Origin of the sequence: Microbacterium schleiferi (assembly GCF_015565955.1) — a bacterium.
In the GTDB taxonomy this organism is placed as follows: Bacteria; Actinomycetota; Actinomycetes; order Actinomycetales; family Microbacteriaceae; genus Microbacterium; species Microbacterium schleiferi_A.
Map to the genome: position 1 here is coordinate 215,992 of NZ_CP064760.1, position 20,100 is coordinate 236,091.

Here is a 20,100-nt window from a genome sequence, read left to right on the forward strand (position 1 = left end):
GCGTGAGAACGTCGCAGCGAAGGGAGCGAACGCATGGTGCCTGCACGACTCGTGCCGTTCACGACCGGCGACGTGGATGTCACGTTCGATTTTCCAGACCTCGCGTTCTGGTGGCTGCTCGCGGTCTTCCTGTTCGACCTCGCCATCCGTATCACGGCGATCATCGTCATCCCCCGCAACCGCCGCCCGACATCGGCGATGGCGTGGCTGCTCGCGATCTACTTCATCCCGTTCGTCGGCGTGCTGCTCTTCCTGCTGATCGGCAACCCGCGGTTGCCTCGCAAGCGCCGTCAGCAACAGGAGCAGATCAACGACGCGTTGCGCGAGAACGGTGAGGCAGTATCGGTCGGAACCCTTCGGCCCGGTGCGCCGGCCTGGTTCCGCGGGCTGGTCGACCTCAACACGAACCTCGGCGCGATGCCGCTGACCGGCGACAACCAAGCCACGCTCATCTCCGATTACCAAGCGAGCCTCGACGCGATGGCCGACGCGATTCGGGGAGCAGAGCGCTACGTACACGTCGAGTTCTACATCCTGCAGACTGACGCATCGACCGACAACTTCTTCGCGGCTCTCGAGGAGGTCGCGGCGCGCGGTGTCACGGTCCGGGTGCTTCTCGACCACTGGGCGAACCGCGGGAAGCCCTTCTACAAGAAGACGCTGGCGCGACTGGACCGGATGGGTGCCGCGTGGAAGCTCATGCTTCCCGTGCAGCCGCTCAAGGGCAAGTGGCAGCGGCCCGACCTGCGCAATCACCGCAAGCTTCTCGTGGTCGACGGCAACGTGGCCTTCGTCGGATCTCAGAACGTCACCGATTCCACGTACAACTTGAAGAAGAACATCAAGCGCGGGCTGCACTGGGTCGACCTCCTGGCGCGGGTCGAGGGTCCGGTCGTCTCGTCGATCGATGTCGTCTTCCTTTCGGACTGGTATGCCGAGACCGGCGAGATCCTCGCGGACCAGGTCGATCTGTCATCCGTGGCCTCCTCGGACGGGAACCTCGACTGCCAGATCGTCCCGTCGGGCCCGGGATTCGAGTACCAGAACAACCTCAAGCTGTTCATGGGTCTTCTGTTCGCCGCGCGCGAGAAGATCATCATCGTCAGCCCGTACTTCGTGCCCGAAGAGGCCCTGCTGCTCTCGCTCGTGACCGCGTGCCAACGTGGCATCCACGTCGAACTGTTCGTCTCCGAAGAGGGCGACCAGGCGATGGTCTACCACGCGCAGCGCAGCTACTACGAGGCGCTCCTGCGGGCGGGCGTCAAGATCTGGATGTACAAGAAGCCGTTCATCCTGCACTCGAAGAGCCTCACGATCGACGACGATGTCGCGGTCATCGGCTCGAGCAACATGGACATGCGCTCGTTCGGTCTCAACATGGAGATCTCGATGATGGTGCGCGGCGAGGAGTTCGTCGCCGAGATGCGCCGCGTCGAGGCCGAGTACCGGGCGCTCAGCCGCGAGCTCACCCTCGAGGAGTGGTTGAAGCAACCGCTCAGGTCCACGGTGTTGGATAACCTCGCCCGACTCACCTCTGCACTCCAGTAGCAGCGCCGCCCAAGGAGAATCATGAAGCGCCGTGTTCTCGCATCCGTCATCCTCGCCGCCGCAGCAGCGCTCAGTCTTACCGGATGTCTCAGCAGCTCGGATGCCCCCGCCGGTCAGCAGGTCGACGTCGAAGCCGCGTGGCTCGATGACGGCCGCGTCATCGCTGTGGTCACGTCGGGCTCAAGCAGCTGTGTGCCGACAGCCGAGTCGGCGGAGATCAACTCCGACGGCGCGCTCGCGGTCGAGCTCGTGGAACCGGATGCCGACACCGCTTGTACTCGCGATCTCGTGCCGCGCGCGACGCTCGTGACCGTGCCCGACGGCGTCGATCCCTCGCAGGATCTTGAGATCTGGGTGACCGGCGACGGCTACTACGGCGACGTGACGCTCGCCGGGGTCTCGGGTCTTTCCGGCCCCGGGGGGACGACCGACTACGAGCCCAGTGCGGGCTGGACGCAGCAGCAGGGTCAGTTCGTCATCCTCACGTGGGGCTCGTCGGGCTGCGTGCCCGTCGTCGAGACGAGCGAGGTCACCGGCGAGGCCGAGGTGACCGTTGCTTTCCAGGAGCCGCCGGCCGACCAGGCATGCACCGCCGACATGGCGCCCCGCACGAACTTTGCCTTCGCCGACGGTCTCTCCGGCGTCGAGGATGTCCAGCTCACCCTGTCGGGCGACTCGTTCGACACGACCATCGCGATCTACGGCACCAGCGACTGACGGCTGGCGTGCGTCGGCTGCGGGTCAGTCGGCTCCGTCCGCGCGGACGAGCAGGTCGCCGACCTCGCAGTCCAGCGCCCGGCAGATCGCGGACAGTGTCGAGTACCGGATCGCGCGGGCCCGGTCGTTTTTGAGGATCGACAGGTTCACGACCGAGACGCCGACGAGCTCGGACAACCGCGTCAGGGTCATCCCCCGCGCGGCGAGCAGCTCGTCCAGGCGACAGTGGATGCCGCTCGGGCCGTCGTCGTCGGCTTCGGCGGGGCTCACACCAGCCCCTCCGTGTCGCGCTGCATCCGGTCTCCGACCATGAACACCGTTGTGCCGAGCGCGCCGAGGAAGGTGATGCCGAAGAGCTGGGCAAGGTTGGCCGACAGGATGACGTTGCTGAAGTCGCCTTGGGAGATCGCCGCGAACGCTCCGTTCGCGCCCATGTTTCCGAAGAATGGGGCAAGCACGACCCCCACGACTGCGGCCACGGCCGCTGTGCCGACAAGAGTCGTGTTGCGGCGGCCGAAGACTCGACCGCGCAGGATGCTCCACATCACCAGGAGAAGGGTTGTGACGACTGTTGTGACGGCGGCGACGATCACGACCTGCTCGAGAATCAGGGCGACCACGGAGGCGATCGGCAGCTGGCCGGGGAGAAGGTACGCAGAATCGAGTTGCACCGTGACGCTTGACCCATCTGGTCCGATCGGGGCTTCAGCGGGTGTCTCGGAGAACTGCGCGAAGACGCGTGGAGCCGAGTCCCCGAGAAGGCCGACCGCCGTCGATACTGCACCGACGATGCTCGTCACAATGAATGCTGCGCCGGCGATAAAGAACACCGACGACGCGATCATGTCCCCACGGGAGAGGACACGGTAGTGATCCGAGGGGGTCGTCATTCGAGTCTCCAGACATATCGATAAACGTTGTTATTGATAAACGATATGCAGCGGGGAGGATTCCGTCAAGATCGCCACCCGTATGCCCCTGGCGAACACGGGCATAGCGCTCCCGCTCGATCGTTACTCTCGATGTACGAAGCCAGCAGTGGGCCGCATCCCCGCCCCACGCACCGGCCGAAGGAGTAAGCGGATGTTCGAGAGATTCACCGACCGTGCCCGTCGCGTGGTTGTGCTCGCCCAAGAAGAGGCGAAGATGCTCAACCACAACTACATCGGCACCGAGCACATCCTCCTGGGTCTGATCCACGAGGGTGAGGGCGTTGCTGCCAAGGCGCTCGAGTCGCTCGGCATCTCGCTGGATGCCGTGCGCGAGCAGGTGCAAGACATCATCGGCCAGGGCCAGCAGCAGCCGACGGGGCACATCCCGTTCACGCCGCGCGCCAAGAAGGTCCTGGAGCTGTCGCTGCGCGAAGCGCTGCAGCTCGGCCACAACTACATCGGCACCGAGCACATCCTCCTGGGTCTGATCCGCGAGGGCGAGGGCGTCGCCGCTCAAGTGCTCGTCAAGCTCGGCGCAGACCTCAACAAGGTGCGGCAGCAGGTCATCCAGCTGCTCTCGGGTTACCAGGGCAAGGAGCCGGCCGGTGTCGCATCCGGCGCCGGCGAGCAGTCGCAGGGAACGGCCCAGGGTGGGTCGCAGGTGCTCGACCAGTTCGGTCGCAACCTCACGCAGGCCGCCCGCGACAACAAGCTCGACCCCGTCATCGGGCGCGAGAAGGAGATCGAGCGGGTCATGCAGATCCTCTCGCGTCGCTCCAAGAACAACCCCGTGCTGATCGGTGAGCCCGGCGTCGGCAAGACCGCGGTCGTCGAGGGCCTGGCCCAGGCGATCGTGAAGGGCGATGTTCCCGAGACGCTGAAGGACAAGCAGCTCTACTCGCTCGACCTCGGCTCACTCATCGCCGGTTCCCGCTACCGCGGTGACTTCGAGGAGCGACTCAAGAAGGTCACGAAGGAGATCCGCACGCGCGGCGACATCATCGTGTTCATCGATGAGATCCACACCCTCGTCGGTGCCGGTGCCGCCGAGGGTGCGATCGATGCGGCCAGCATCCTGAAGCCCCTCCTCGCTCGTGGTGAGCTCCAGACGATCGGCGCCACGACGCTGGATGAGTACCGCAAGCACTTCGAGAAGGATGCTGCGCTCGAGCGCCGCTTCCAGCCGATCCAGGTCGCCGAGCCGAGCCTGCCCCACGCGATCAACATCCTGAAGGGCCTGCGCGACCGCTACGAAGCTCACCACAAGGTGCAGATCACGGATGGCGCGATCGTCGCCGCGGCGAACCTCGCCGACCGCTACGTCAGTGACCGGTTCCTGCCCGACAAGGCTATCGACCTGATCGACGAGGCCGGTGCGCGCCTGCGCCTGAGCATCCTGTCCAGCCCGCCGGAGCTGCGCGAGTTCGACGAGAAGATCGCGAAGGTCCGCGAGCAGAAGGAAGCGGCATCCGAGGACCAGGACTTCGAGAAGGCCGCGTCGCTGCGCGACGAGGAGAAGAGCCTCCTCGCCGAGCGGTTGCGCCTCGAGAAGCAGTGGCGTTCGGGTGAGGTCTCCTCGCCTGCCGTCGTGGACGAAGGTCTGATCGCCGAGGTTCTGGCGCAGGCGACCGGCATCCCCGTGTTCAAGCTCACCGAGGAAGAGTCCAGCCGTCTGGTCTTCATGGAGAAGGCGTTGCACCAGCGCGTCATCGGCCAGGAAGAGGCGATCGCCGCCCTCTCGAAGACGATTCGTCGTCAGCGCGCCGGCCTGAAGGACCCCAAGCGTCCCTCGGGTTCGTTCATCTTCGCCGGACCCACGGGCGTCGGAAAGACCGAGCTAGCCAAGGCGCTCGCGGAGTTCCTCTTCGACGATGAGGGCGCACTGATCTCGCTCGACATGAGCGAGTTCGGTGAGAAGCACACGGTCTCGCGTCTGTTCGGTGCCCCTCCCGGATTCGTCGGGTTCGAAGAGGGCGGCCAGCTCACCGAGAAGGTGCGCCGCAAGCCGTTCTCGGTCGTGCTGTTCGACGAGATCGAGAAGGCCCACCCCGACATCTTCAACTCGCTCCTGCAGATCCTCGAAGAGGGCCGCTTGACTGACGGTCAGGGCCGCATCGTGGACTTCAAGAACACGGTCATCATCATGACGACGAACCTCGGTTCGCAGGCGATCGCCGGCGGCCCGGTCGGGTTCCAGGTCGAGGGTGACACCGCGACGTCGTACGACCGCATGAAGGGCAAGGTCAACGAAGAGCTCAAGCGCCACTTCAAGCCCGAGTTCCTCAACCGCGTCGACGACATCATCGTGTTCCCGCAGCTGGACAAGGACGAACTGCGTCAGATCGTTGACCTGTTCACGAAGCGCCTCGGCGAGCGCCTGCTCGACCGCGACATGACGATCGAGCTGTCGCTGGCCGCGAAGGACCGCCTCATCGAGGTCGGCTTCGACCCGGCGCTCGGTGCTCGGCCGTTGCGTCGCGCGATGCAGCACGAGATCGAAGACCAGCTGTCGGAGAAGATCCTGAACGGCGCCCTCAACCCCGGCGACCACGTCAAGGTGGATGCCGAGAACGGGCAGTTCTTGTTCGAGCACGGTCCGCGCGGCGAGAAGGTCGCGGTCGGTGTCGTCTCTGGTGGCGACATCTCGATCACTCCGGATCTCGCAATCACTGGCGAGTGAGGATCATCACGGCCTCAGGGCTGTGACCGCACGCGAGAGCGGATGCCACGGTGCATCCGCTCTCGCGCGTTCTGGGTGACCGCAACGCGGGGCGCGACTCATCGCCGCGGGTGGCTCCCGCGGCGTGCGGCTTGCTGCGCTCAGGCTGCGGCGGGAGGCTGGGTCAGAGCCGCGACCGCGGTGTCCAGCACGATCGACTGCCGCACTTCGACCGCGTGGTCGTAGCGGCTGCCAGAAAGCGCGACGTAGACACCACCGACGATGTCGATGTAGCCGACGACAGCGTCTGCCCGATGCACCTCGTACGTGGTGGGACCGATGAGCGCTATCGACTCGAGCGGCGGTGCGGTGGCGCGTGGCGCGGCAGTCGGCGGAGAGGTGGATGTCGTGGGGACCATGGTGGCTCCTCCCGTGAGAGGGGATCTGCTCCTGAAGGGTCCACCCTCACCGGTCAATGCGGTGGGGGCTTGACATCATCGCGCGATCGGTGATGCTAGGACGATCATCCGCCGCAGGCCGGCGCGACGGAAGGCCTCGTGGCTGGAAGAGTCCTCGGAGTTTTCGCGCTCTAGGCTGGGGGGATGACCGAGTTCACCGTCCGCGCCGCCCGCACGGCGGACGTGCGGGGCATCCAGGCCCTGCTGGAACCCTGGGTGCAGCGGCGCGTGCTCCTCGGCAAGGACCTCGTCGTGCTGTTCGAGTCGGTCCAGCAGTTCACCGTCGCTGAAGACGCGAACGGTCGACTCGTCGGATGCGGCGCGCTGCACGTCATGTGGGACGACCTCGGTGAGATCCGCACTCTCATCGTCGCCGACGAGTGGTTGCATCACGGTGTCGGCCGAGCGATCGTCGATCGCCTGGAGGAGAACGCACGCGCGCTCGGGCTGCGGCGACTGTTCTGCCTCACCTTCGAGGTGGAGTTCTTCTCGGCGCGCGGCTTCGAGGTCATCGGTGAACAGGTCGTTGATCCGGATGTCTACTCTCAGCTCATCCGCTCCCCTGATGAGGGCGTCGCCGAGTTCCTCGACCTCGCGCATGTGAAACCCAATACGCTCGGCAACACCCGGATGCTGAAGACGTTCGGCTGACGCCTTCCCGCGCCTGCGCCCGCGCTCGCTCCTCAGGCGACGACGGGCGCGCCGAGCCGGGGTCGCCGGATGTGCCGCCTACCCTGGAGGCATGAGTTCCCAGCCGCCGCGCCGCCGCCCGTCCCCGGGCGTCTATCGGCGTCGACGACTCGTCGTGCTCCTTGCGTTGATTGCGATCATCGCCGTGGTCGTCTGGCTGTTCGTTGCTCAGCCGTGGTCGAGTGCCGCGCAGTCGGATGCCGACCCCAAGCCGACACGAACGTCATCCGCCGCTCCGAGCCCGAGTGCGTCAACGCCGACGCCGTCGGATTCCCCGACAGCCGACGCCGCGGCGACGACGGAACCCGGGCCGCTGGAGACTGCGCCGCCAACGTGCACGCGCGGCGACGTGACGGTCGAAGCCCTTACCGATCAGGACGAGTACGGCTCGGGTCAGAATCCGCAGTTGTCGATTCGGCTGACGAACACCACCGATGCCGCGTGCACGATCAACGTCGGAACCACGACCCAGTCATTCACGATCACGAGCGGCAGCGACACCTGGTGGCGCTCGACCGACTGTCAGACCGACCCAAGCGACATGATCGTGACGCTCGACGCTGGTCAGAGCGTGGAGAGCGCGACGCCGCTGACGTGGGACCGGACCCGCTCTTCCGTCAGCACGTGCGACTCGGAGTCTCGTCCCGTCGCGGGTGGGGGCGGCGCGTCATATCACCTCGCCGTCGAGATCGGCGGCGTTGCCTCGAGCCAGACGAAGCAGTTCTTCCTCTACTGAGCTGTCCCGGCGGCTCCCGCGGGCAATCGCGGGTCAGTCACCGTCGCGCATGGCGCGAGCGACGAGTTCGCCGACCAGGACTGCCGACGCTGCGGGCCCCCGCACCGGAACCATCGGAAGGATCGACGTGTCGGCAACGCGGAGGCCTTCCACACCGTGCACGCGACCGGCGCCGTCCACGACCGGGCCCATCGGGGCCGTCCCGCACATGTGGATCGCGGTGCCGAGGTGGCTCCGCATCCAGGCATCCAACGTCGCGTCGTCGTCGAGATCGGATGCCGCGACTTCGGTCGCCCGACCACCCATGGCCTCGACGAGTGCAACCGCCTCGCGGATGCCGGTGCGCATGCGCGCGCGATCGGTCTCCTCCTCCAGGTAGCGGTAGTCGATTCGGGGCGCGGCAGACGGATCTGCATCCTGAAGGGCGAGAGTCCCGCGACCGGCGGGCGCCTGCAGCCCGACGATGAGCGGGAGATCATCCCGGTGGGCAAGCTGCGCCGCCGCTCTGCGGCGAGAGATCCCGGCTACCGCGCGAAGCACGCGGAGCGGGTGACGCAGGCCGGCCGCCACCCCGTCGCGCAGCCGCAGGGAGCCCGTGAGCAGGTAACCGAGAGGTTTGACCGACAGCAGCAGCTCGAGGTCCCCGTCCGGGTGGTCCCCCGAGTCGAGGTTGAGTGCCTCGGGGAAGGCAACGCGTTCCGCGGGGTCGAACGAGGGGGCTTCGGGCTGCCAGGAGAGCGAGATGTCGGGGTGGTCGGAGAAGGCGGCACCAACCGGGACGTCTGAGTGCACCCGGATACCGAGCCGTTCCAGGTCCTCGGGAGTCCCGATGCCCGATGTCAGGAGGATGCGGGCGGAGCCGATGGCGCCCGCCGCGAGCACGATCTCGTCCCCGCGCACGACGCCACGGGAGGTTTCGACCCCGACCGCGCGCGAGCGATCGAACAGGATGCGCCCGACCTGCGTGCCAGCCTGAAGGCGCACGTTCCCGGGCCGGCGCGAGGCCGGGAGGTACGACATCCCGGTGTTGACCCGCACCCCGTCCGCGACGTTGGAGGGCACAGGCCCGACCCCCGGCGCCTGGCTGCCGTTCTTGTCCGGCTCGTCGCGATGTCCGCGACCTGCAGCCGCTGCGCGGAACGCGAGCGCCAGGGTGCCGGGAGTTGCCCGACTCACCGGCACCGGGCCGGAGTTTCCGTGAAGGTCGGAGTCGGGGAAGTCGTGGTCGGACTCGATAGATCGCCAGATCGGCAGTGCTTGCTCGTAGCTCCAGCGGGCCCCGCCGACCGATGCCCACCGGTCGTGGTCAGTGCGGCGCGCGCGGACGAAGTACGCGCCGTTGACCGTGCTCGATCCGCCCAGGACTTTCCCGCGCACGACGGTGTAGGCCAGCTCGGGGGTGAGATGCCCGAGGAAGGACCAGTTCGCCGGATGCCCCGGCATCGCGCCCTGGATGCTCGACGCATCACGAAGCTCAGGCGGGATCTCGATCCCGCCCGCTTCGATGAGGATTACCTGGCGGGCGGGGTCCTCGGCCAGCCGTGCCGCCAGCACGCAGCCCGAGGTTCCGGCTCCGACGATGATCGTCGTCACGATTGCGCCCCCCACGTCGCGCTGGCGCGGCGAAAGGCTTCGTCGATGAGGAGGAGAAGATCGGCATCCTCGTGGCTCAACCACTGCTCGTAGGAGGCGATCGACAGGCCGAGACACGCCCAGGCGATCGCCTGAGGCTCGAGGGAATCGGCCGACTGATGGAGCCGCTCCGCGACGAACTCGGCGATGACCTGCCGCCATTCGGCGTAGCGGAGCGTGGAGTGGGCCATCAGCGTCGGCACATTCAGCAGGAGCCACATGCGCTCGCGGTGGACAGGGATCTCATCCGTGGGGAACCGGTTGAACTCGATGACCGCCAGGCGCAGCGCGTCGCGGAGCGGGAGGTCGGTGGGGAGAGCAGCGAGGTGCCCACGCATCTGATCGAGAAGGCGATCGAAGTCGCCCCAGGGCAGGTCGTTCTTGGAGCGGAAGTAGCGGAAGAACGTGCGCCTGCCGATCCCCGCGGCCTCGACGATGTCGTCGACGGTCGTCTCCTCGAATCCGCGCTCGAGGAACAGCGCGACGGCGATGTGGCTGAGCTCGCCATGGGTCGTGGCCGGTGCGCGGCCCATGCGCGGACGCTCGTTCACCTGCGTTTTCCCCATTGGCTCTTCCATTCGGCACTGAGTGTCATTAGTATCGGCCACGACGAAGGTTTCGCCAAGGACGTGTCGAAACACCCAGGAGGAGCATCCCATGGAGCCCACGAAGACCGCACCTGAAGTCACCACCTCGGAGCAGACAGTGATCGAGTCCGATTCGCTCGTCGAAGAAGTGTCGATCGACGGGATGTGCGGGGTCTACTGATCGCGCGCCGCCTGGCCAGATCATGGATCGCGACATTCCCTGGCGGCTGAGCCCCCAGGTGTCCGTACGTCCCGAGCCGTTCGGCGCACTGCTCTATCACTTCGGAACGCGAAAGCTCTCGTTCCTGAAGGACCGGACGCTGTTGGAGCTCGTCGAACGTCTTGACGTCGTCGACTCGCTCGATGAAGCGTGCGACGCCGTGGGCCTCGACGCGCATGACCGCGAGCGGTACCTCGGTGCCCTCGAGACGCTCGCCGACTCGGCGATGATCGAACAGAGGACGGCATGACTCTCGTTTCCGATGCCCCGCCCGCCCGCCCGCTTCGGCTCGTTGACCACTTCGAGCGGGGACTGGACGCCCCCATCTGCCTGACGTGGGAACTCACCTACGCGTGCAACCTCTCGTGCGTGCACTGCCTGTCCAGTTCCGGCAGGCGAGACCCGCGCGAGTTGAGCACCGACGAGTGTAAGTCGGTCATCGACGAACTTGAGCGGATGCAGGTCTTCTACGTCAACATCGGCGGTGGCGAGCCGACTGTCCGCTCCGACTTCTGGGAGCTCGTCGACTACGCGACCGCTCACCACGTCGGTGTGAAGTTCTCCACCAACGGCGTGAAGATCACCCCGGAGGTCGCGGCTCGACTGGCAGCGAACGACTACGTCGACGTGCAGATCTCGCTCGATGGGGCGACTGCCGAGGTCAACGACCACATTCGTGGCCCCCGCTCGTATGAGACGGCGCTGCGCGCGATGCAGAATCTTTCGGATGCCGGGATGCGCGGCTTCAAACTCTCCGTCGTCTGCACCCGCACCAACATCGGGCAGCTCGACGAGTTCAAAGCGATCGCTGACCGATACGGCGCCCAGTTGCGGCTGACCCGCCTGCGTCCCTCCGGCCGCGGTGCTGACGTGTGGGACGACCTGCACCCCACGCGCGAGCAGCAGCGGGAACTCTATGACTGGCTGGTCCGCCATGGCGACGAGGTCCTGACCGGCGACTCCTTCTTCCACCTGTCGGCGTATGGCTCCTCGCTTCCCGGGCTGAACCTGTGCGGCGCTGGTCGGGTCGTGTGCCTCATCGATCCGATCGGGGATGTCTACGCGTGCCCGTTTGCGATTCACGACGAGTTCCTCGCCGGCAACGTCCGCGACGCGGGCTTCGCGTCGGTGTGGCGGGAGTCGGATCTGTTCACCCGCCTGCGCGAGCCCCAATCGGGGGGCGCGTGCTCCTCGTGTCAGTTCTTCGACTCCTGCAAGGGCGGCTGCATGGCCGCGAAGTTCTTCACGGGCCTCCCGCTCGACGGTCCCGATCCTGAGTGCGTCCGGGGCTTCGGTGAAGAAGCTCTCAAGAACAAGAACGGCGGCGTTCCCCAGCCGTCGCAAGACCACTCGCATCTCACCTCACCGCCCCGGCCCCGCCCGGTGCGTGTGACGATCCGGCGACGCGACGAGATCGCCGCGCCGCCCGTGAGTGCCTGCGCTGAGAGCCCGCTCGCCGGGTTCGACCCCACGTCGACCGACACCCACGAGGGTGCCGATCTTCCGGGAGGTATCCGCTCCCACACCGCCTGAAACCATGCCTCGTCGACGGCCGCGCCGCGGTCGCGGTGGTTTCGTGCGCCCAACGAAAGGTACATCGATGGCTGGAAGAGTCGAGGGCAAGGTCGCCCTCATCACCGGAGCAGCGCGCGGTCAAGGTCGGAGCCACGCGCTCCGCCTGGCAGAGGAAGGCGCCGACATCATCGCCGTCGACCTGTGCGCCCCCGTCCCGAACCTGCAGTATCCGCCCGCGACCGAGGAGGATCTCGCCGAGACCGTCCGCCAGGTCGAGGCGCTCGACCGCCGGATCATTGCCACGAAGGCCGACGTTCGCGACCGCGATGCGTTCAAGGCTGCCATCGACGCCGGTGTCGCCGAGCTGGGCAGGCTCGACATCATCGTGGCCAACGCGGGGATCTGCATCATCGCGCCCTGGGATGAGGTCACACCCGAGATCTGGAACGAGGTCGTCTCGACCAATCTCACCGGCGTGTTCAATACCGTGCAGCTGGCCGCGCCGCACGTCATCGCGTCAGGTGGTGGGTCGATCATCATGACGAGTTCGGCCGCCGGGCTGAAGGGGCTGCCCTTCCTCATGCCCTACGTCGCGTCGAAGTTCGGCGTCACCGGCATGGGCAAGGCGTTCGCCGCCGAGCTCGCCCAGCACAACATCCGAGTCAATACACTCCACCCGACGGGTGTGGATACGCCGATGGGGCAGATGGGCGCCGCCTACCCTCCGCTGCTGGAGAAGAACCCGGCGCTGGGCGGAATGCTCGCGAACATGCTGCCCATCCAGGCCACGGACCCGCGGGACCAGTCCAACGCGGTCCTCTTCCTGGCCAGTGACGAGGCCCGCTACGTCACTGCGCTTTCGATGACGGTCGACGCGGGCAACACCGAGTACTGAGAAGGAAGGAATCATCATGGGAGTCCTCGAAGGCAAGGTTGCCTTCATCACTGGAGCCGCGCGTGGGCAAGGACGCTCGCACGCCGTCCGTCTGGCCCAAGAGGGCGCAGACATCATCGCGGTCGACATCGCCGCGCAGATCGACTCGGTCCCCTATCCGATGGCCACGCCAGAGGATCTCGCCGAGACCGTCAAACAGGTCGAAGCGCTCGACCGCCGCATCCACGCGGTGCAGGCCGACGTGCGTGATCGCGAGGCGCTGCAGGCGGCGTTCGACGGCGGCGTCGCCCTCCTCGGCGGCGTCGACATCGTGCTGGCTAACGCCGGGATCGCGCCGCTGTCCATGCATCCGACCCGCCAGGAGTGGTTCGACGTCGTCGACGTCAACCTCACCGGCGTGTATCAGACCGTGGAGGTGTCCAAGCAGGCACTCATCGATCGAGGCGGCGGGGCGATCGTCCTGACCAGCTCGACGGCGGGACTCGCCGGTATCGGCGGGAGCGCACCCGGTGGGCTCGGGTATACCGCGGCGAAGCACGGTGTCGTGGGACTCATGCGCTCGTATGCCAACCAGCTCGCCGAGCACAGCATCCGGGTCAACACGATTCACCCGACCGGCGTGAACACGCCCATGGTCGTCAACGACGTGATGCAGGAGTTCTTGCAGAGCGACCCGCTACTGAGCAATGCGATGGCCAACGCCCTTCCGGTGCCGATGATCGAGCCGGTGGATCTGTCCAACGCGATTTTGTTCCTCGTCTCGGATGCCGGGCGCTACGTCACGGGCGTGACGTTGCCCGTGGACGCCGGCTTCCTCAACAAGCGCTGACCCCTCACCAAGAACGACGGAAGGAGAACCATCATGGGAAGAGTAGAAGGCAAGGTCGCCTTTATCACCGGAGCCGCCCGTGGACAGGGTCGCGCTCACGCGATCCGGCTGGCGCAGGAGGGCGCGGACATCATCGCGATCGACGTCTGTGAGCCGATCAATGCGGTTCCGTATGACCCGGCAACCGAGGAGGATCTGGCCGAGACCGTCCGCCAGGTCGAGGCACTCGACCGACGCATCATCGCGACCAAGGCCGATGTGCGCGACATGGCGCAGGTGCAGAAAGCCGTCGATGACGGCGTCGCGCAGCTGGGGCGCCTCGACATCGTCTCGGCCAACGCGGGCATCTCGGGTCGGCCGAACAGGTCAGAGGACATCCCGGATGACGAGTGGTCGGACATGCTCGACATCAACCTCTCCGGCGTGTGGCGGGCCGTCCGCGCCTCGATTCCGCACCTGAAGGCCGGCGGGAGGGGCGGCTCGGTCGTTCTCACCAGCTCGGATGCGGGGCTCTTCGCCTACGAGAACATCTCGCACTATGTCTCCGCCAAGCACGGGGTCATCGGGCTCATGCGCACGCTCGCGCTCGAGCTCGCACGCGACATGATCCGCGTCAACGCGATCTGTCCCACCACCGTTGACACCGACATGGTGCAAAACGACGCGATCTACCGGCTGTTCCGCCCGGACCTCGAGAACCCGGGCAAGCAGGACTTCGCGGACGCGGCCATCCAGATGAACGCTCTGCCGATCCCGTGGGTCGAAGCCGTCGACATCTCCAACGCGCTGCTGTTCCTGGCATCCGACGAGGCTCGCTACATCACCGGTGTGGCGCTTCCGGTCGATGCCGGCGCTGCGGTGAAGTAGCCGAAAGGGACGACATGACGATGCCCGCACTGTCCGCCGTGGAGGACGCGGAGACTCTCCGCGAGAACCGTGCGCGCATCGGCGCGCGTCTGGTCGGCCGCGAGCGTGAGCTGGAACTCACGCTCGCGGCCGTGGCCGCCGGGCGCGACATCATTCTGGAAGGCCCCCGGGTACGAGCAAGACGACGATCCTGCGCGCCATCAGCGACGAGTGGGGCATCCCCCTGCTGTTCGTGGAGGGAAACGCCGACCTGACACCGGCGAAGCTCGTTGGCCACCACAACCCGGCACGGGTGCTGCGGGAGGACTACTCCCCGGACAACTTCGTGCCCGGCCCGCTCCTGGAAGCCATGCAGCAGGGCGGCTTCTTGTACATCGAGGAGTTCAACCGCGCACCCGAAGACACCCTCAACACCCTGCTGACGGCGATGGCCGACCGCTCCATCACCGTGCCGCGGGTCGGCCGGATCGAGGCGCTGCCGACCTTCCGGGTCATCGCCTCCATGAACCCGTATGACAACGTCGGAACGACGCGGCTCTCGACCAGCGTGCACGACCGTCTCAACCGCCTCGCGGTGGACTACCAGTCGCCCGCGGAGGAGGAGCGCATCGTTGCGCTGCGCACGGGAGCATCCGGCGCCCTCGGTGAGCGGATGATCGCCGACGCCGTTGCGGTCACCCGCGCCACCCGAGAGCACCCCGACCTGCGGCAGGGATCGAGTGTGCGGGGCGCGATCGACACCGTCCTGGTCGCGGGACGCCTCTCCGAGCTCCGAGGCCTCGAGGCCCCGGATGCCGAGGGCTACCCCGAGCTGTACTTCGACGCCATGATCGTGGCGCTGTCGGGCCGCATCCACCTCGACGAATCTGCCGAGCGAACGCCCGAGGCCGTGCTGCGCGAGATCTGGGAGGATCGCTTCGTGCTGGACCCGCACAAGGCGGCGCCCGGATGAAGGGATGTGGCCGCCGACACGCCGCTCGCGAGCGGACGCCGGCGCACTTCGACCACGACGGGGGTGCCGCTGCGGCGCGTCCCGAAGAAGCTCGACGAAGCGCCGACCGTGTTCGATGCGACAGGATCGGGCAGCGGGACGATTCTGCGCGCGACGGGAGGCAAACCCCGCGCGGGCACATCGACCCGCGGGGCGACGGCGCCGGGGCAAACCGACGAAGTCGCGGAACTGGTGCTCACCCCCGGGAGCACGCGACGGTGGATCCGTCGGTGCGTGCCCTCGCCCGACAGATCGCCTCACGTCTGTCGCTGCGCCGGGCACGCCGGGATGTGACGCGGCGGCGGGGGATCGGCGATCTGGTGAGCGCCCCGTACCGGGGTGGCTCCGACGAGATCGACCTCGACCGCACGATCGAGGTGCTGGCCGAGCATCCGGTCCCCGACGACGACGACATCGTCGTGCGCGAACGGATGCGTACGACGCGCTCGGTCGTGCTGCTGGTGGATGTCTCGGGATCGATGCGGGGCGAGCGCGTCAAGACCGCGGCGGCGACGGTGGGTGCCGTCTCGTCGGAGCTGCGCTCCGACGCCCTCGCGGTCATCGCGTTCTGGTCGGATGCGGCGATCTTGCTGCGGCTGGGCGCGACGGTGAAGCCTATGGAGCTTCTCGACGAGATCCTGCGGCTTCCCGCCCAGGGGCTCACGAACGTCGCCTTCCCCTGGAGCTTGCCCATCAGCAGCTGGCGCGGGTTCCCGCTCGCGATGCGCGGGTGCTGCTGCTCTCGGACTGCGTGCACAACGCCGGGCCCGATCCGCGGCCGCTCGCGGCGCGTCTGCCTCGACTGGACGTGCTGCTGGATGCCTCGGGCGAGAAGGACATCGAACTGGGCCGCGAACTCGCGGCCCAGGGGCGCGGCCTGTGCCGCGTGATCCACGGATACCGGGATGTTGCGCCGGCCGTGAGCGAGATCTTCGCGGGCCGTTGAGCTCGCGAGGGAAAGAGGAGGACAGATGAGCTGGTGGCCATGGCGACAGAACCCGTGGTTCGAGACGGTGCTGGAAGCCCAGCGCCGCGCCAAGAAGCGGCTTCCGCCGTCGGTGTACGCGGCGCTGGTCGCCGGATCCGAGCGCGGCACGACGCCGAGGGATAACACCGATGCGTTCGCAGAGCTGGAGTTCGCGCCGCACGTGGCGGGTCATCAGCCCGAGCGGGATCTGTCCACGACAGTGCTCGGCATCCCGATCTCGCTTCCGGTGCTGATCTCGCCGACCGGGGTGCAAGCGGTTGACCCCGAGGGCGAGGTGGCCGTGGCCCGCGCCGCCGCCGCTCGCGGCACGATCATGGGGCTCAGTTCGTTCGCGAGCAAGCCGGTGGAGCAGGTCGTCGACGCCAACCCCAACACCTTCTATCAGCTGTACTGGACCGGCTCGAAAGAGCAGATGATCCAGCGCATGGACCGGGCTCGCGCCGCCGGCGCGAAAGCTCTCATCGCCACCCTCGACTGGTCGTTCTCGGTCGGACGGGACTGGGGAAGCCCTTCGATTCCGGAGAAGCTCGACCTGAAGTCGATGGTCACCTTCGCACCTGAGGCCGTCCGTCGACCGGGGTGGACCCTCGACTTCCTGCGGAGTGGCTTGCCCGATCTCACGGCCCCGAACCTGCAGCCCCGGACGGTGCTGCGCCCACGTTCTTCGGTGCCTACTACGAGTGGATGCAGACCGAGCCGCCCTCGTGGGAGGACGTTGAGTGGCTCCGCAAGGAGTGGGGCGGCCCGTTCCTGCTTAAGGGCATTACCCGCGTCGACGACGCCAAGCGCGCCGTCGACATCGGGGTCCACGCGATCTCGGTGTCCAACCACGGCGGGAACAACCTCGATACGACGCCCGCGACGATCCGGTGTCTCCAGCCGATCGCCGAGGCCGTCGGCAGTCAGGTGGAGGTGCTGCTCGATGGTGGGGTCCGACGCGGTGGCGATGTCGCTAAAGCGTTGGCGCTGGGAGCGCGTGCCGTCATGATCGGCCGCGCCTACCTGTGGGGACTGGCCGCGAACGGTCAGACCGGCGTGGAGAACGTCCTGGACCTGATGCGGATGGGGCTCGACTCCGCGGTGCTCGGTCTCGGGCACTCCTCGATCTCCGAGCTCTCGCCGGCAGATCTGTGGATTCCGCCGGAGTTCACGCGCACGCTCGGCGCTCCCGTAGCCGCGCCACGTCCCCGCAGGCGCCCGGCAGCCTCGAGCAAGGGCGGATCCTCGGCGACGACGGCATGATGGCAGGATGGATTCCCCCCGCTCCGCCGAGCCGGTTGTCTCGACCGGTGGTGCCCCTCGACTGACGTCCCGGACGTGGCAGGAGGCGGGCGGCATCCTGGTCGTTCCCCTCGGATCGACCGAGCAGCACGGCCCGCACCTTCCGCTGGATGTGGATGCCCGCATCGCGGTAGCGGTCAGCGAGGACCTGGTGCGACGGTGGCGTGCCACCGGCCGCGACGCGAGCGTCGCCCCCGTGGTGTCCTTCGGAGCCAGTGGCGAGCACGCCGGGTTCGCGGGGACGATCTCGATCGGCACGGATGCCCTGCGCCAGGTGATCGTCGAGATCGGCCGGTCCGTCAGCGAATGGTCCGACCGCCTCGTGTTCGTGAACGGGCACGGCGGCAACCTCGACGCGGTCACGAGCGCCGTGACGCTCCTGCGCGGCGAGGGCCGCGACGTGACCTGGATTCCCTGCGGGGTGCCGGGGTCTGACGCGCACGCGGGCAGAACCGAGACATCCGTCATGTTGCATCTGGATGCCGCGGCGGTGCGCCTCGAGCGAGCGGCGAAGGGGAGGACCGCCCTCTGACGGAGATCCTGCCGGCACTGCGGGAACGGGGAGTTGCGGGGGTCTCGCCCAGCGGTGTGCTGGGAGACCCGACGGGAGCGAGCGCGCGCGAGGGTGCGGACCTGCTGGCTCAGATGTGCGACCGCGCGTGGCAGCGGGCGCAGGCGGAGCAGCAATGACCCTTCCTGACGGCTTCGCGGTCCGGATCGGCCGCCACACCCGGGTCATCGACGACGGGGCGGTGCTGGTCGGGGGTGCGCCTGCGCGTGTCGCGCGCCTGGCTCCGGCTGCCCGTGCCCTCGTCGCCGATGGCGTCGTGGTGGTCGCCGACGCGGCATCGCGCTCCCTGGCGGAGTACCTGCTGGAGAACGGCCTGGCCGATCCGATCGTGACGCGTCTGCCGCCGGTCGAGCTCTCGCGACTGTCGGTGGTGATCCCCACGAAAGACCGGGCGCGCCTGCTCGCGCGCCTCCTTGTGAGCCTTCCCAGGGTCTCGCCGAGGTCATCGTCGTCGACGATGGCTCCGACGACCCCGCTGCTGTCGCGGCGACCGTGGCCGCCGCCGACGCGCGGCTGCTCGTGCACGCGACCAACCTCGGCCCCGCTGCCGCGCGCAACACTGGGGCTGCGGCGGCGCGCACCGAGTTCATCGCTTTCATCGACACGGATGTCGTCCTCGAGCCGGACTGCCTCCCCCTCCTTCTTCGACACTTCGCCGATCCGCAGCTTGCGCTTGCTGCGCCGCGCATCACGGGTGTGAGAGATTCGGGTTCGACGTGGATCAGTCGGTACGAGGATGCGCGGTCGTCGCTGGACCTCGGCGCCGAGACCGCACCGGTCAAGCCGTTCACCCGTGTCTCGTGGGTGCCCACGACCTGCGTCATCGTCCGCGCGGATCGGCTGGGCGACGGTTTCGACCCGGCGCTGCGTGCCGGCGAGGATGTCGACTTCGTCTGGCGACTGGTCGAGTCCGGCTCTCGAGCGCGCTTCGAACCCGCGGCGGTGGCGCAGCACGAGCATCGCACCGCGCCGAGTACCTGGCTGGCCCGGAAATTCTTCTACGGCACCGGTGCGCAGCCGCTTGCGGCTCGTCATCCACGCAACGTCGCGCCGGTCGTGCTCGCTCCCTGGAGCGTTCTCGTCCTCGTTGCCGCGGTCTCGCAGCGGCGGTGGTCTGCGCCGGTGATCGCCGTCACCGTCGGCGTGGTCGTCGTCCGGATCGCTGGGAAGCTCCCGCATCTGCGTCATCCGTGGCGTGAGTCGCTGCGTCTTGTCCGCGATGGGCTGCTCGCCGCGACCGCCCAGGGCATCGCCCTGTTCGTGCGGCACTGGTGGCCGCTCGCTATCGTCGGCTCCCTGGTGTCGCGGCGTATCCGTCGCGCGACCGTGCTGGCAGCGGTCGCGGATGCCGCCTGGGAGTACGCGCGGCTGCGGCCGGGTCTGGACCCGGTGCGATTCGGAGTCGCGCGGCGCCTCGACGATCTCTCCTACGGTGCCGGGGTGTGGTGGTCGAGCCTGCGCGCTCGCTCCTTCCGTGCACTGCTGCTCGCGATCGTCCGGACCGACCGCTCGCGCTCGGCGAAAGCGAGGGAACGCTGAGGCGTCCGCGAACTACGCTGGAGGGATGGCCGGGAAGAAGCGAGGAAAGCCGCCGGTGGAGTTTCGCAACGCGCAGCTCGCTGACGCGCTCCAGACGCAGGACATGGCTGCTGTCGCGTTCGCGCTGAGGCACGGTCCGACGATCGTGCCGCTCATGAAGCCAGGTCAGCGCGACAATCCGCTGGATGTCGGGGAGGTGTGGACGTTCCGCGACCCGAACACCGGTCAGGTCGCTCTGCTGCTGTTCAGCGATGCCGCGAACAAGCCCGCGACGCTTCCGCCAGCGGTCGCGCTGATGCCGCCGGCCAGCCTCATGACGTTCCTCGAGGTGCACCGCGACGAGATCACGACGGTCTTCTTCGACCTCGCAGGCCCGCATCCGATGCAGGCGAGCCCCGTCGACGTGCTGGCAGCGCTCGAGGTCCGTGTCGAGGACTGACGCCGC

21 protein-coding genes and 2 pseudogenes are annotated in these 20,100 nt (G+C 67.6%); 18 read left to right on the forward strand and 5 right to left on the reverse strand.

What is annotated here, in order from left to right; translation table 11 throughout:
- The first annotated feature begins 33 nt into the window (after positions 1 to 33).
- On the forward strand, positions 34 to 1,548 hold the full coding sequence (cls, locus tag IT882_RS01090) for a cardiolipin synthase (protein ID WP_195692806.1): 1,515 nt from the start codon (positions 34 to 36) through the stop codon (positions 1,546 to 1,548).
- A 21-nt stretch (positions 1,549 to 1,569) separates the two neighbouring features.
- On the forward strand, positions 1,570 to 2,265 hold the full coding sequence (locus IT882_RS01095; protein WP_195692807.1) for a hypothetical protein: 696 nt from the start codon (positions 1,570 to 1,572) through the stop codon (positions 2,263 to 2,265).
- A gap of 24 nt (positions 2,266 to 2,289) precedes the next feature.
- On the opposite strand, the gene IT882_RS01100 is transcribed toward IT882_RS01095, so the two are convergent.
- Positions 2,290 to 2,535 carry a helix-turn-helix domain-containing protein gene (locus tag IT882_RS01100; protein ID WP_195692808.1) on the reverse strand — a complete coding sequence of 82 codons (246 nt, stop codon included), beginning with the start codon at positions 2,533 to 2,535 and terminating at the stop codon, positions 2,290 to 2,292.
- Positions 2,532 to 3,155, reverse strand: a complete 624-nt coding sequence (locus IT882_RS01105) for a hypothetical protein (RefSeq protein WP_195692809.1) — start codon at positions 3,153 to 3,155, stop codon at positions 2,532 to 2,534. The genes IT882_RS01100 and IT882_RS01105 overlap by 4 nt, the downstream gene beginning before the upstream one ends.
- Before the next feature lie 193 nt (positions 3,156 to 3,348).
- Between IT882_RS01105 and IT882_RS01110 the strand changes: the two genes are divergently transcribed.
- Positions 3,349 to 5,877: an ATP-dependent Clp protease ATP-binding subunit gene (locus tag IT882_RS01110; RefSeq protein ID WP_195692810.1), complete on the forward strand. Its 2,529-nt coding sequence runs from the start codon at positions 3,349 to 3,351 to the stop codon at positions 5,875 to 5,877.
- Between the two features lie 140 nt (positions 5,878 to 6,017).
- Here the strand turns inward: IT882_RS01110 and IT882_RS01115 are convergent, their stop codons facing one another.
- Positions 6,018 to 6,275, reverse strand: coding sequence for a hypothetical protein (locus IT882_RS01115; protein ID WP_195692811.1), 258 nt, complete (start codon positions 6,273 to 6,275; stop codon positions 6,018 to 6,020).
- Between the two features lie 183 nt (positions 6,276 to 6,458).
- Here IT882_RS01115 and IT882_RS01120 point away from each other — a divergent pair, with 183 nt between their 5' ends.
- Together IT882_RS01120 and IT882_RS01125 are read left to right on the forward strand one after the other, a co-directional pair.
- Positions 6,459 to 6,965 carry an amino-acid N-acetyltransferase gene (locus IT882_RS01120; RefSeq protein WP_195692812.1) on the forward strand — a complete coding sequence of 169 codons (507 nt, stop codon included), beginning with the start codon at positions 6,459 to 6,461 and terminating at the stop codon, positions 6,963 to 6,965.
- 91 nt (positions 6,966 to 7,056) lie between these two features.
- Positions 7,057 to 7,740, forward strand: coding sequence for a hypothetical protein (locus IT882_RS01125; protein ID WP_195692813.1), 684 nt, complete (start codon positions 7,057 to 7,059; stop codon positions 7,738 to 7,740).
- 33 nt (positions 7,741 to 7,773) lie between these two features.
- Here the strand turns inward: IT882_RS01125 and IT882_RS01130 are convergent, their stop codons facing one another.
- Together IT882_RS01130 and mftR are read right to left on the reverse strand one after the other, a co-directional pair.
- The gene (locus IT882_RS01130; RefSeq protein WP_229382219.1) at positions 7,774 to 9,333 is read right to left on the reverse strand and encodes a GMC family oxidoreductase N-terminal domain-containing protein; all 1,560 of its coding nucleotides are present in this window, start codon (positions 9,331 to 9,333) and stop codon (positions 7,774 to 7,776) included.
- Entirely contained in the window at positions 9,330 to 9,905 is a 576-nt protein-coding gene (gene mftR / locus IT882_RS01135; protein WP_229382220.1) for a mycofactocin system transcriptional regulator, read from the reverse strand. The genes IT882_RS01130 and mftR overlap by 4 nt, the downstream gene beginning before the upstream one ends.
- Positions 9,906 to 10,029: 124 nt before the next feature.
- Between mftR and mftA the strand changes: the two genes are divergently transcribed.
- From mftA to IT882_RS01195, 13 genes and pseudogenes are all read left to right on the forward strand, one after another.
- A complete protein-coding gene (gene mftA, locus IT882_RS01140) occupies positions 10,030 to 10,140 on the forward strand; it encodes a mycofactocin precursor MftA (RefSeq protein ID WP_195692815.1) in 111 nt (36 codons plus the stop codon).
- A gap of 22 nt (positions 10,141 to 10,162) precedes the next feature.
- Positions 10,163 to 10,429, forward strand: a complete 267-nt coding sequence (gene mftB, locus IT882_RS01145) for a mycofactocin biosynthesis chaperone MftB (RefSeq protein WP_195692816.1) — start codon at positions 10,163 to 10,165, stop codon at positions 10,427 to 10,429.
- Positions 10,426 to 11,712: a mycofactocin radical SAM maturase gene (gene mftC / locus IT882_RS01150; protein WP_195692817.1), complete on the forward strand. Its 1,287-nt coding sequence runs from the start codon at positions 10,426 to 10,428 to the stop codon at positions 11,710 to 11,712. Before mftB ends, mftC begins: the two co-directional genes overlap by 4 nt.
- A 67-nt stretch (positions 11,713 to 11,779) precedes the next feature.
- Positions 11,780 to 12,589, forward strand: coding sequence for a mycofactocin-coupled SDR family oxidoreductase (locus IT882_RS01155; protein WP_195692818.1), 810 nt, complete (start codon positions 11,780 to 11,782; stop codon positions 12,587 to 12,589).
- Between the two features lie 16 nt (positions 12,590 to 12,605).
- Entirely contained in the window at positions 12,606 to 13,418 is an 813-nt protein-coding gene (locus tag IT882_RS01160; RefSeq protein WP_195692819.1) for a mycofactocin-coupled SDR family oxidoreductase, read from the forward strand.
- A gap of 33 nt (positions 13,419 to 13,451) precedes the next feature.
- The gene (locus IT882_RS01165; protein ID WP_195692820.1) at positions 13,452 to 14,285 is read left to right on the forward strand and encodes a mycofactocin-coupled SDR family oxidoreductase; all 834 of its coding nucleotides are present in this window, start codon (positions 13,452 to 13,454) and stop codon (positions 14,283 to 14,285) included.
- A gap of 175 nt (positions 14,286 to 14,460) precedes the next feature.
- A pseudogene (locus IT882_RS01170) lies at positions 14,461 to 15,237 on the forward strand (AAA family ATPase); the annotation flags it as partial.
- Between the two features lie 257 nt (positions 15,238 to 15,494).
- Entirely contained in the window at positions 15,495 to 16,166 is a 672-nt protein-coding gene (locus tag IT882_RS01175; protein ID WP_229382221.1) for a VWA domain-containing protein, read from the forward strand.
- An 81-nt stretch (positions 16,167 to 16,247) separates the two neighbouring features.
- A pseudogene (locus IT882_RS17020) lies at positions 16,248 to 16,802 on the forward strand (alpha-hydroxy-acid oxidizing protein); the annotation flags it as partial.
- 41 nt (positions 16,803 to 16,843) lie between these two features.
- A complete protein-coding gene (locus IT882_RS16160) occupies positions 16,844 to 17,506 on the forward strand; it encodes an alpha-hydroxy-acid oxidizing protein (protein WP_229382222.1) in 663 nt (220 codons plus the stop codon).
- A gap of 7 nt (positions 17,507 to 17,513) precedes the next feature.
- A complete protein-coding gene (gene mftE / locus IT882_RS01185) occupies positions 17,514 to 18,077 on the forward strand; it encodes a mycofactocin biosynthesis peptidyl-dipeptidase MftE (protein WP_229382223.1) in 564 nt (187 codons plus the stop codon).
- A 483-nt stretch (positions 18,078 to 18,560) separates the two neighbouring features.
- A complete protein-coding gene (gene mftF, locus IT882_RS01190) occupies positions 18,561 to 19,655 on the forward strand; it encodes a mycofactocin biosynthesis glycosyltransferase MftF (RefSeq protein WP_229382428.1) in 1,095 nt (364 codons plus the stop codon).
- Between the two features lie 25 nt (positions 19,656 to 19,680).
- A complete protein-coding gene (locus IT882_RS01195; protein WP_195692821.1) occupies positions 19,681 to 20,094 on the forward strand; it encodes a dehydrogenase in 414 nt (137 codons plus the stop codon).
- The last annotated feature ends 6 nt before the right edge of the window (positions 20,095 to 20,100 follow it).

What these genes read in the sequence shown, in the direction of transcription:
- IT882_RS01115 (WP_195692811.1), bottom strand. Translation starts at nt 6,275, where the DNA reads ATGGTCCCCACGACATCCACCTCTCCGCCGACTGCCGCGCCACGCGCC.
- mftA (WP_195692815.1), top strand. Translation starts at nt 10,030, where the DNA reads ATGGAGCCCACGAAGACCGCACCTGAAGTCACCACCTCGGAGCAGACA.
- IT882_RS01110 (WP_195692810.1), top strand. Translation starts at nt 3,349, where the DNA reads ATGTTCGAGAGATTCACCGACCGTGCCCGTCGCGTGGTTGTGCTCGCC.
- mftC (WP_195692817.1), top strand. Translation starts at nt 10,426, where the DNA reads ATGACTCTCGTTTCCGATGCCCCGCCCGCCCGCCCGCTTCGGCTCGTT.
- mftB (WP_195692816.1), top strand. Translation starts at nt 10,163, where the DNA reads ATGGATCGCGACATTCCCTGGCGGCTGAGCCCCCAGGTGTCCGTACGT.
- IT882_RS01120 (WP_195692812.1), top strand. Translation starts at nt 6,459, where the DNA reads ATGACCGAGTTCACCGTCCGCGCCGCCCGCACGGCGGACGTGCGGGGC.
- IT882_RS01195 (WP_195692821.1), top strand. Translation starts at nt 19,681, where the DNA reads ATGGCCGGGAAGAAGCGAGGAAAGCCGCCGGTGGAGTTTCGCAACGCG.
- cls (WP_195692806.1), top strand. Translation starts at nt 34, where the DNA reads ATGGTGCCTGCACGACTCGTGCCGTTCACGACCGGCGACGTGGATGTC.
- IT882_RS01125 (WP_195692813.1), top strand. Translation starts at nt 7,057, where the DNA reads ATGAGTTCCCAGCCGCCGCGCCGCCGCCCGTCCCCGGGCGTCTATCGG.
- mftR (WP_229382220.1), bottom strand. Translation starts at nt 9,905, where the DNA reads ATGGGCCGCGCACCGGCCACGACCCATGGCGAGCTCAGCCACATCGCC.
- mftE (WP_229382223.1), top strand. Translation starts at nt 17,514, where the DNA reads ATGGATTCCCCCCGCTCCGCCGAGCCGGTTGTCTCGACCGGTGGTGCC.
- IT882_RS01165 (WP_195692820.1), top strand. Translation starts at nt 13,452, where the DNA reads ATGGGAAGAGTAGAAGGCAAGGTCGCCTTTATCACCGGAGCCGCCCGT.
- IT882_RS01160 (WP_195692819.1), top strand. Translation starts at nt 12,606, where the DNA reads ATGGGAGTCCTCGAAGGCAAGGTTGCCTTCATCACTGGAGCCGCGCGT.
- IT882_RS01105 (WP_195692809.1), bottom strand. Translation starts at nt 3,155, where the DNA reads ATGACGACCCCCTCGGATCACTACCGTGTCCTCTCCCGTGGGGACATG.
- IT882_RS01095 (WP_195692807.1), top strand. Translation starts at nt 1,570, where the DNA reads ATGAAGCGCCGTGTTCTCGCATCCGTCATCCTCGCCGCCGCAGCAGCG.
- IT882_RS01155 (WP_195692818.1), top strand. Translation starts at nt 11,780, where the DNA reads ATGGCTGGAAGAGTCGAGGGCAAGGTCGCCCTCATCACCGGAGCAGCG.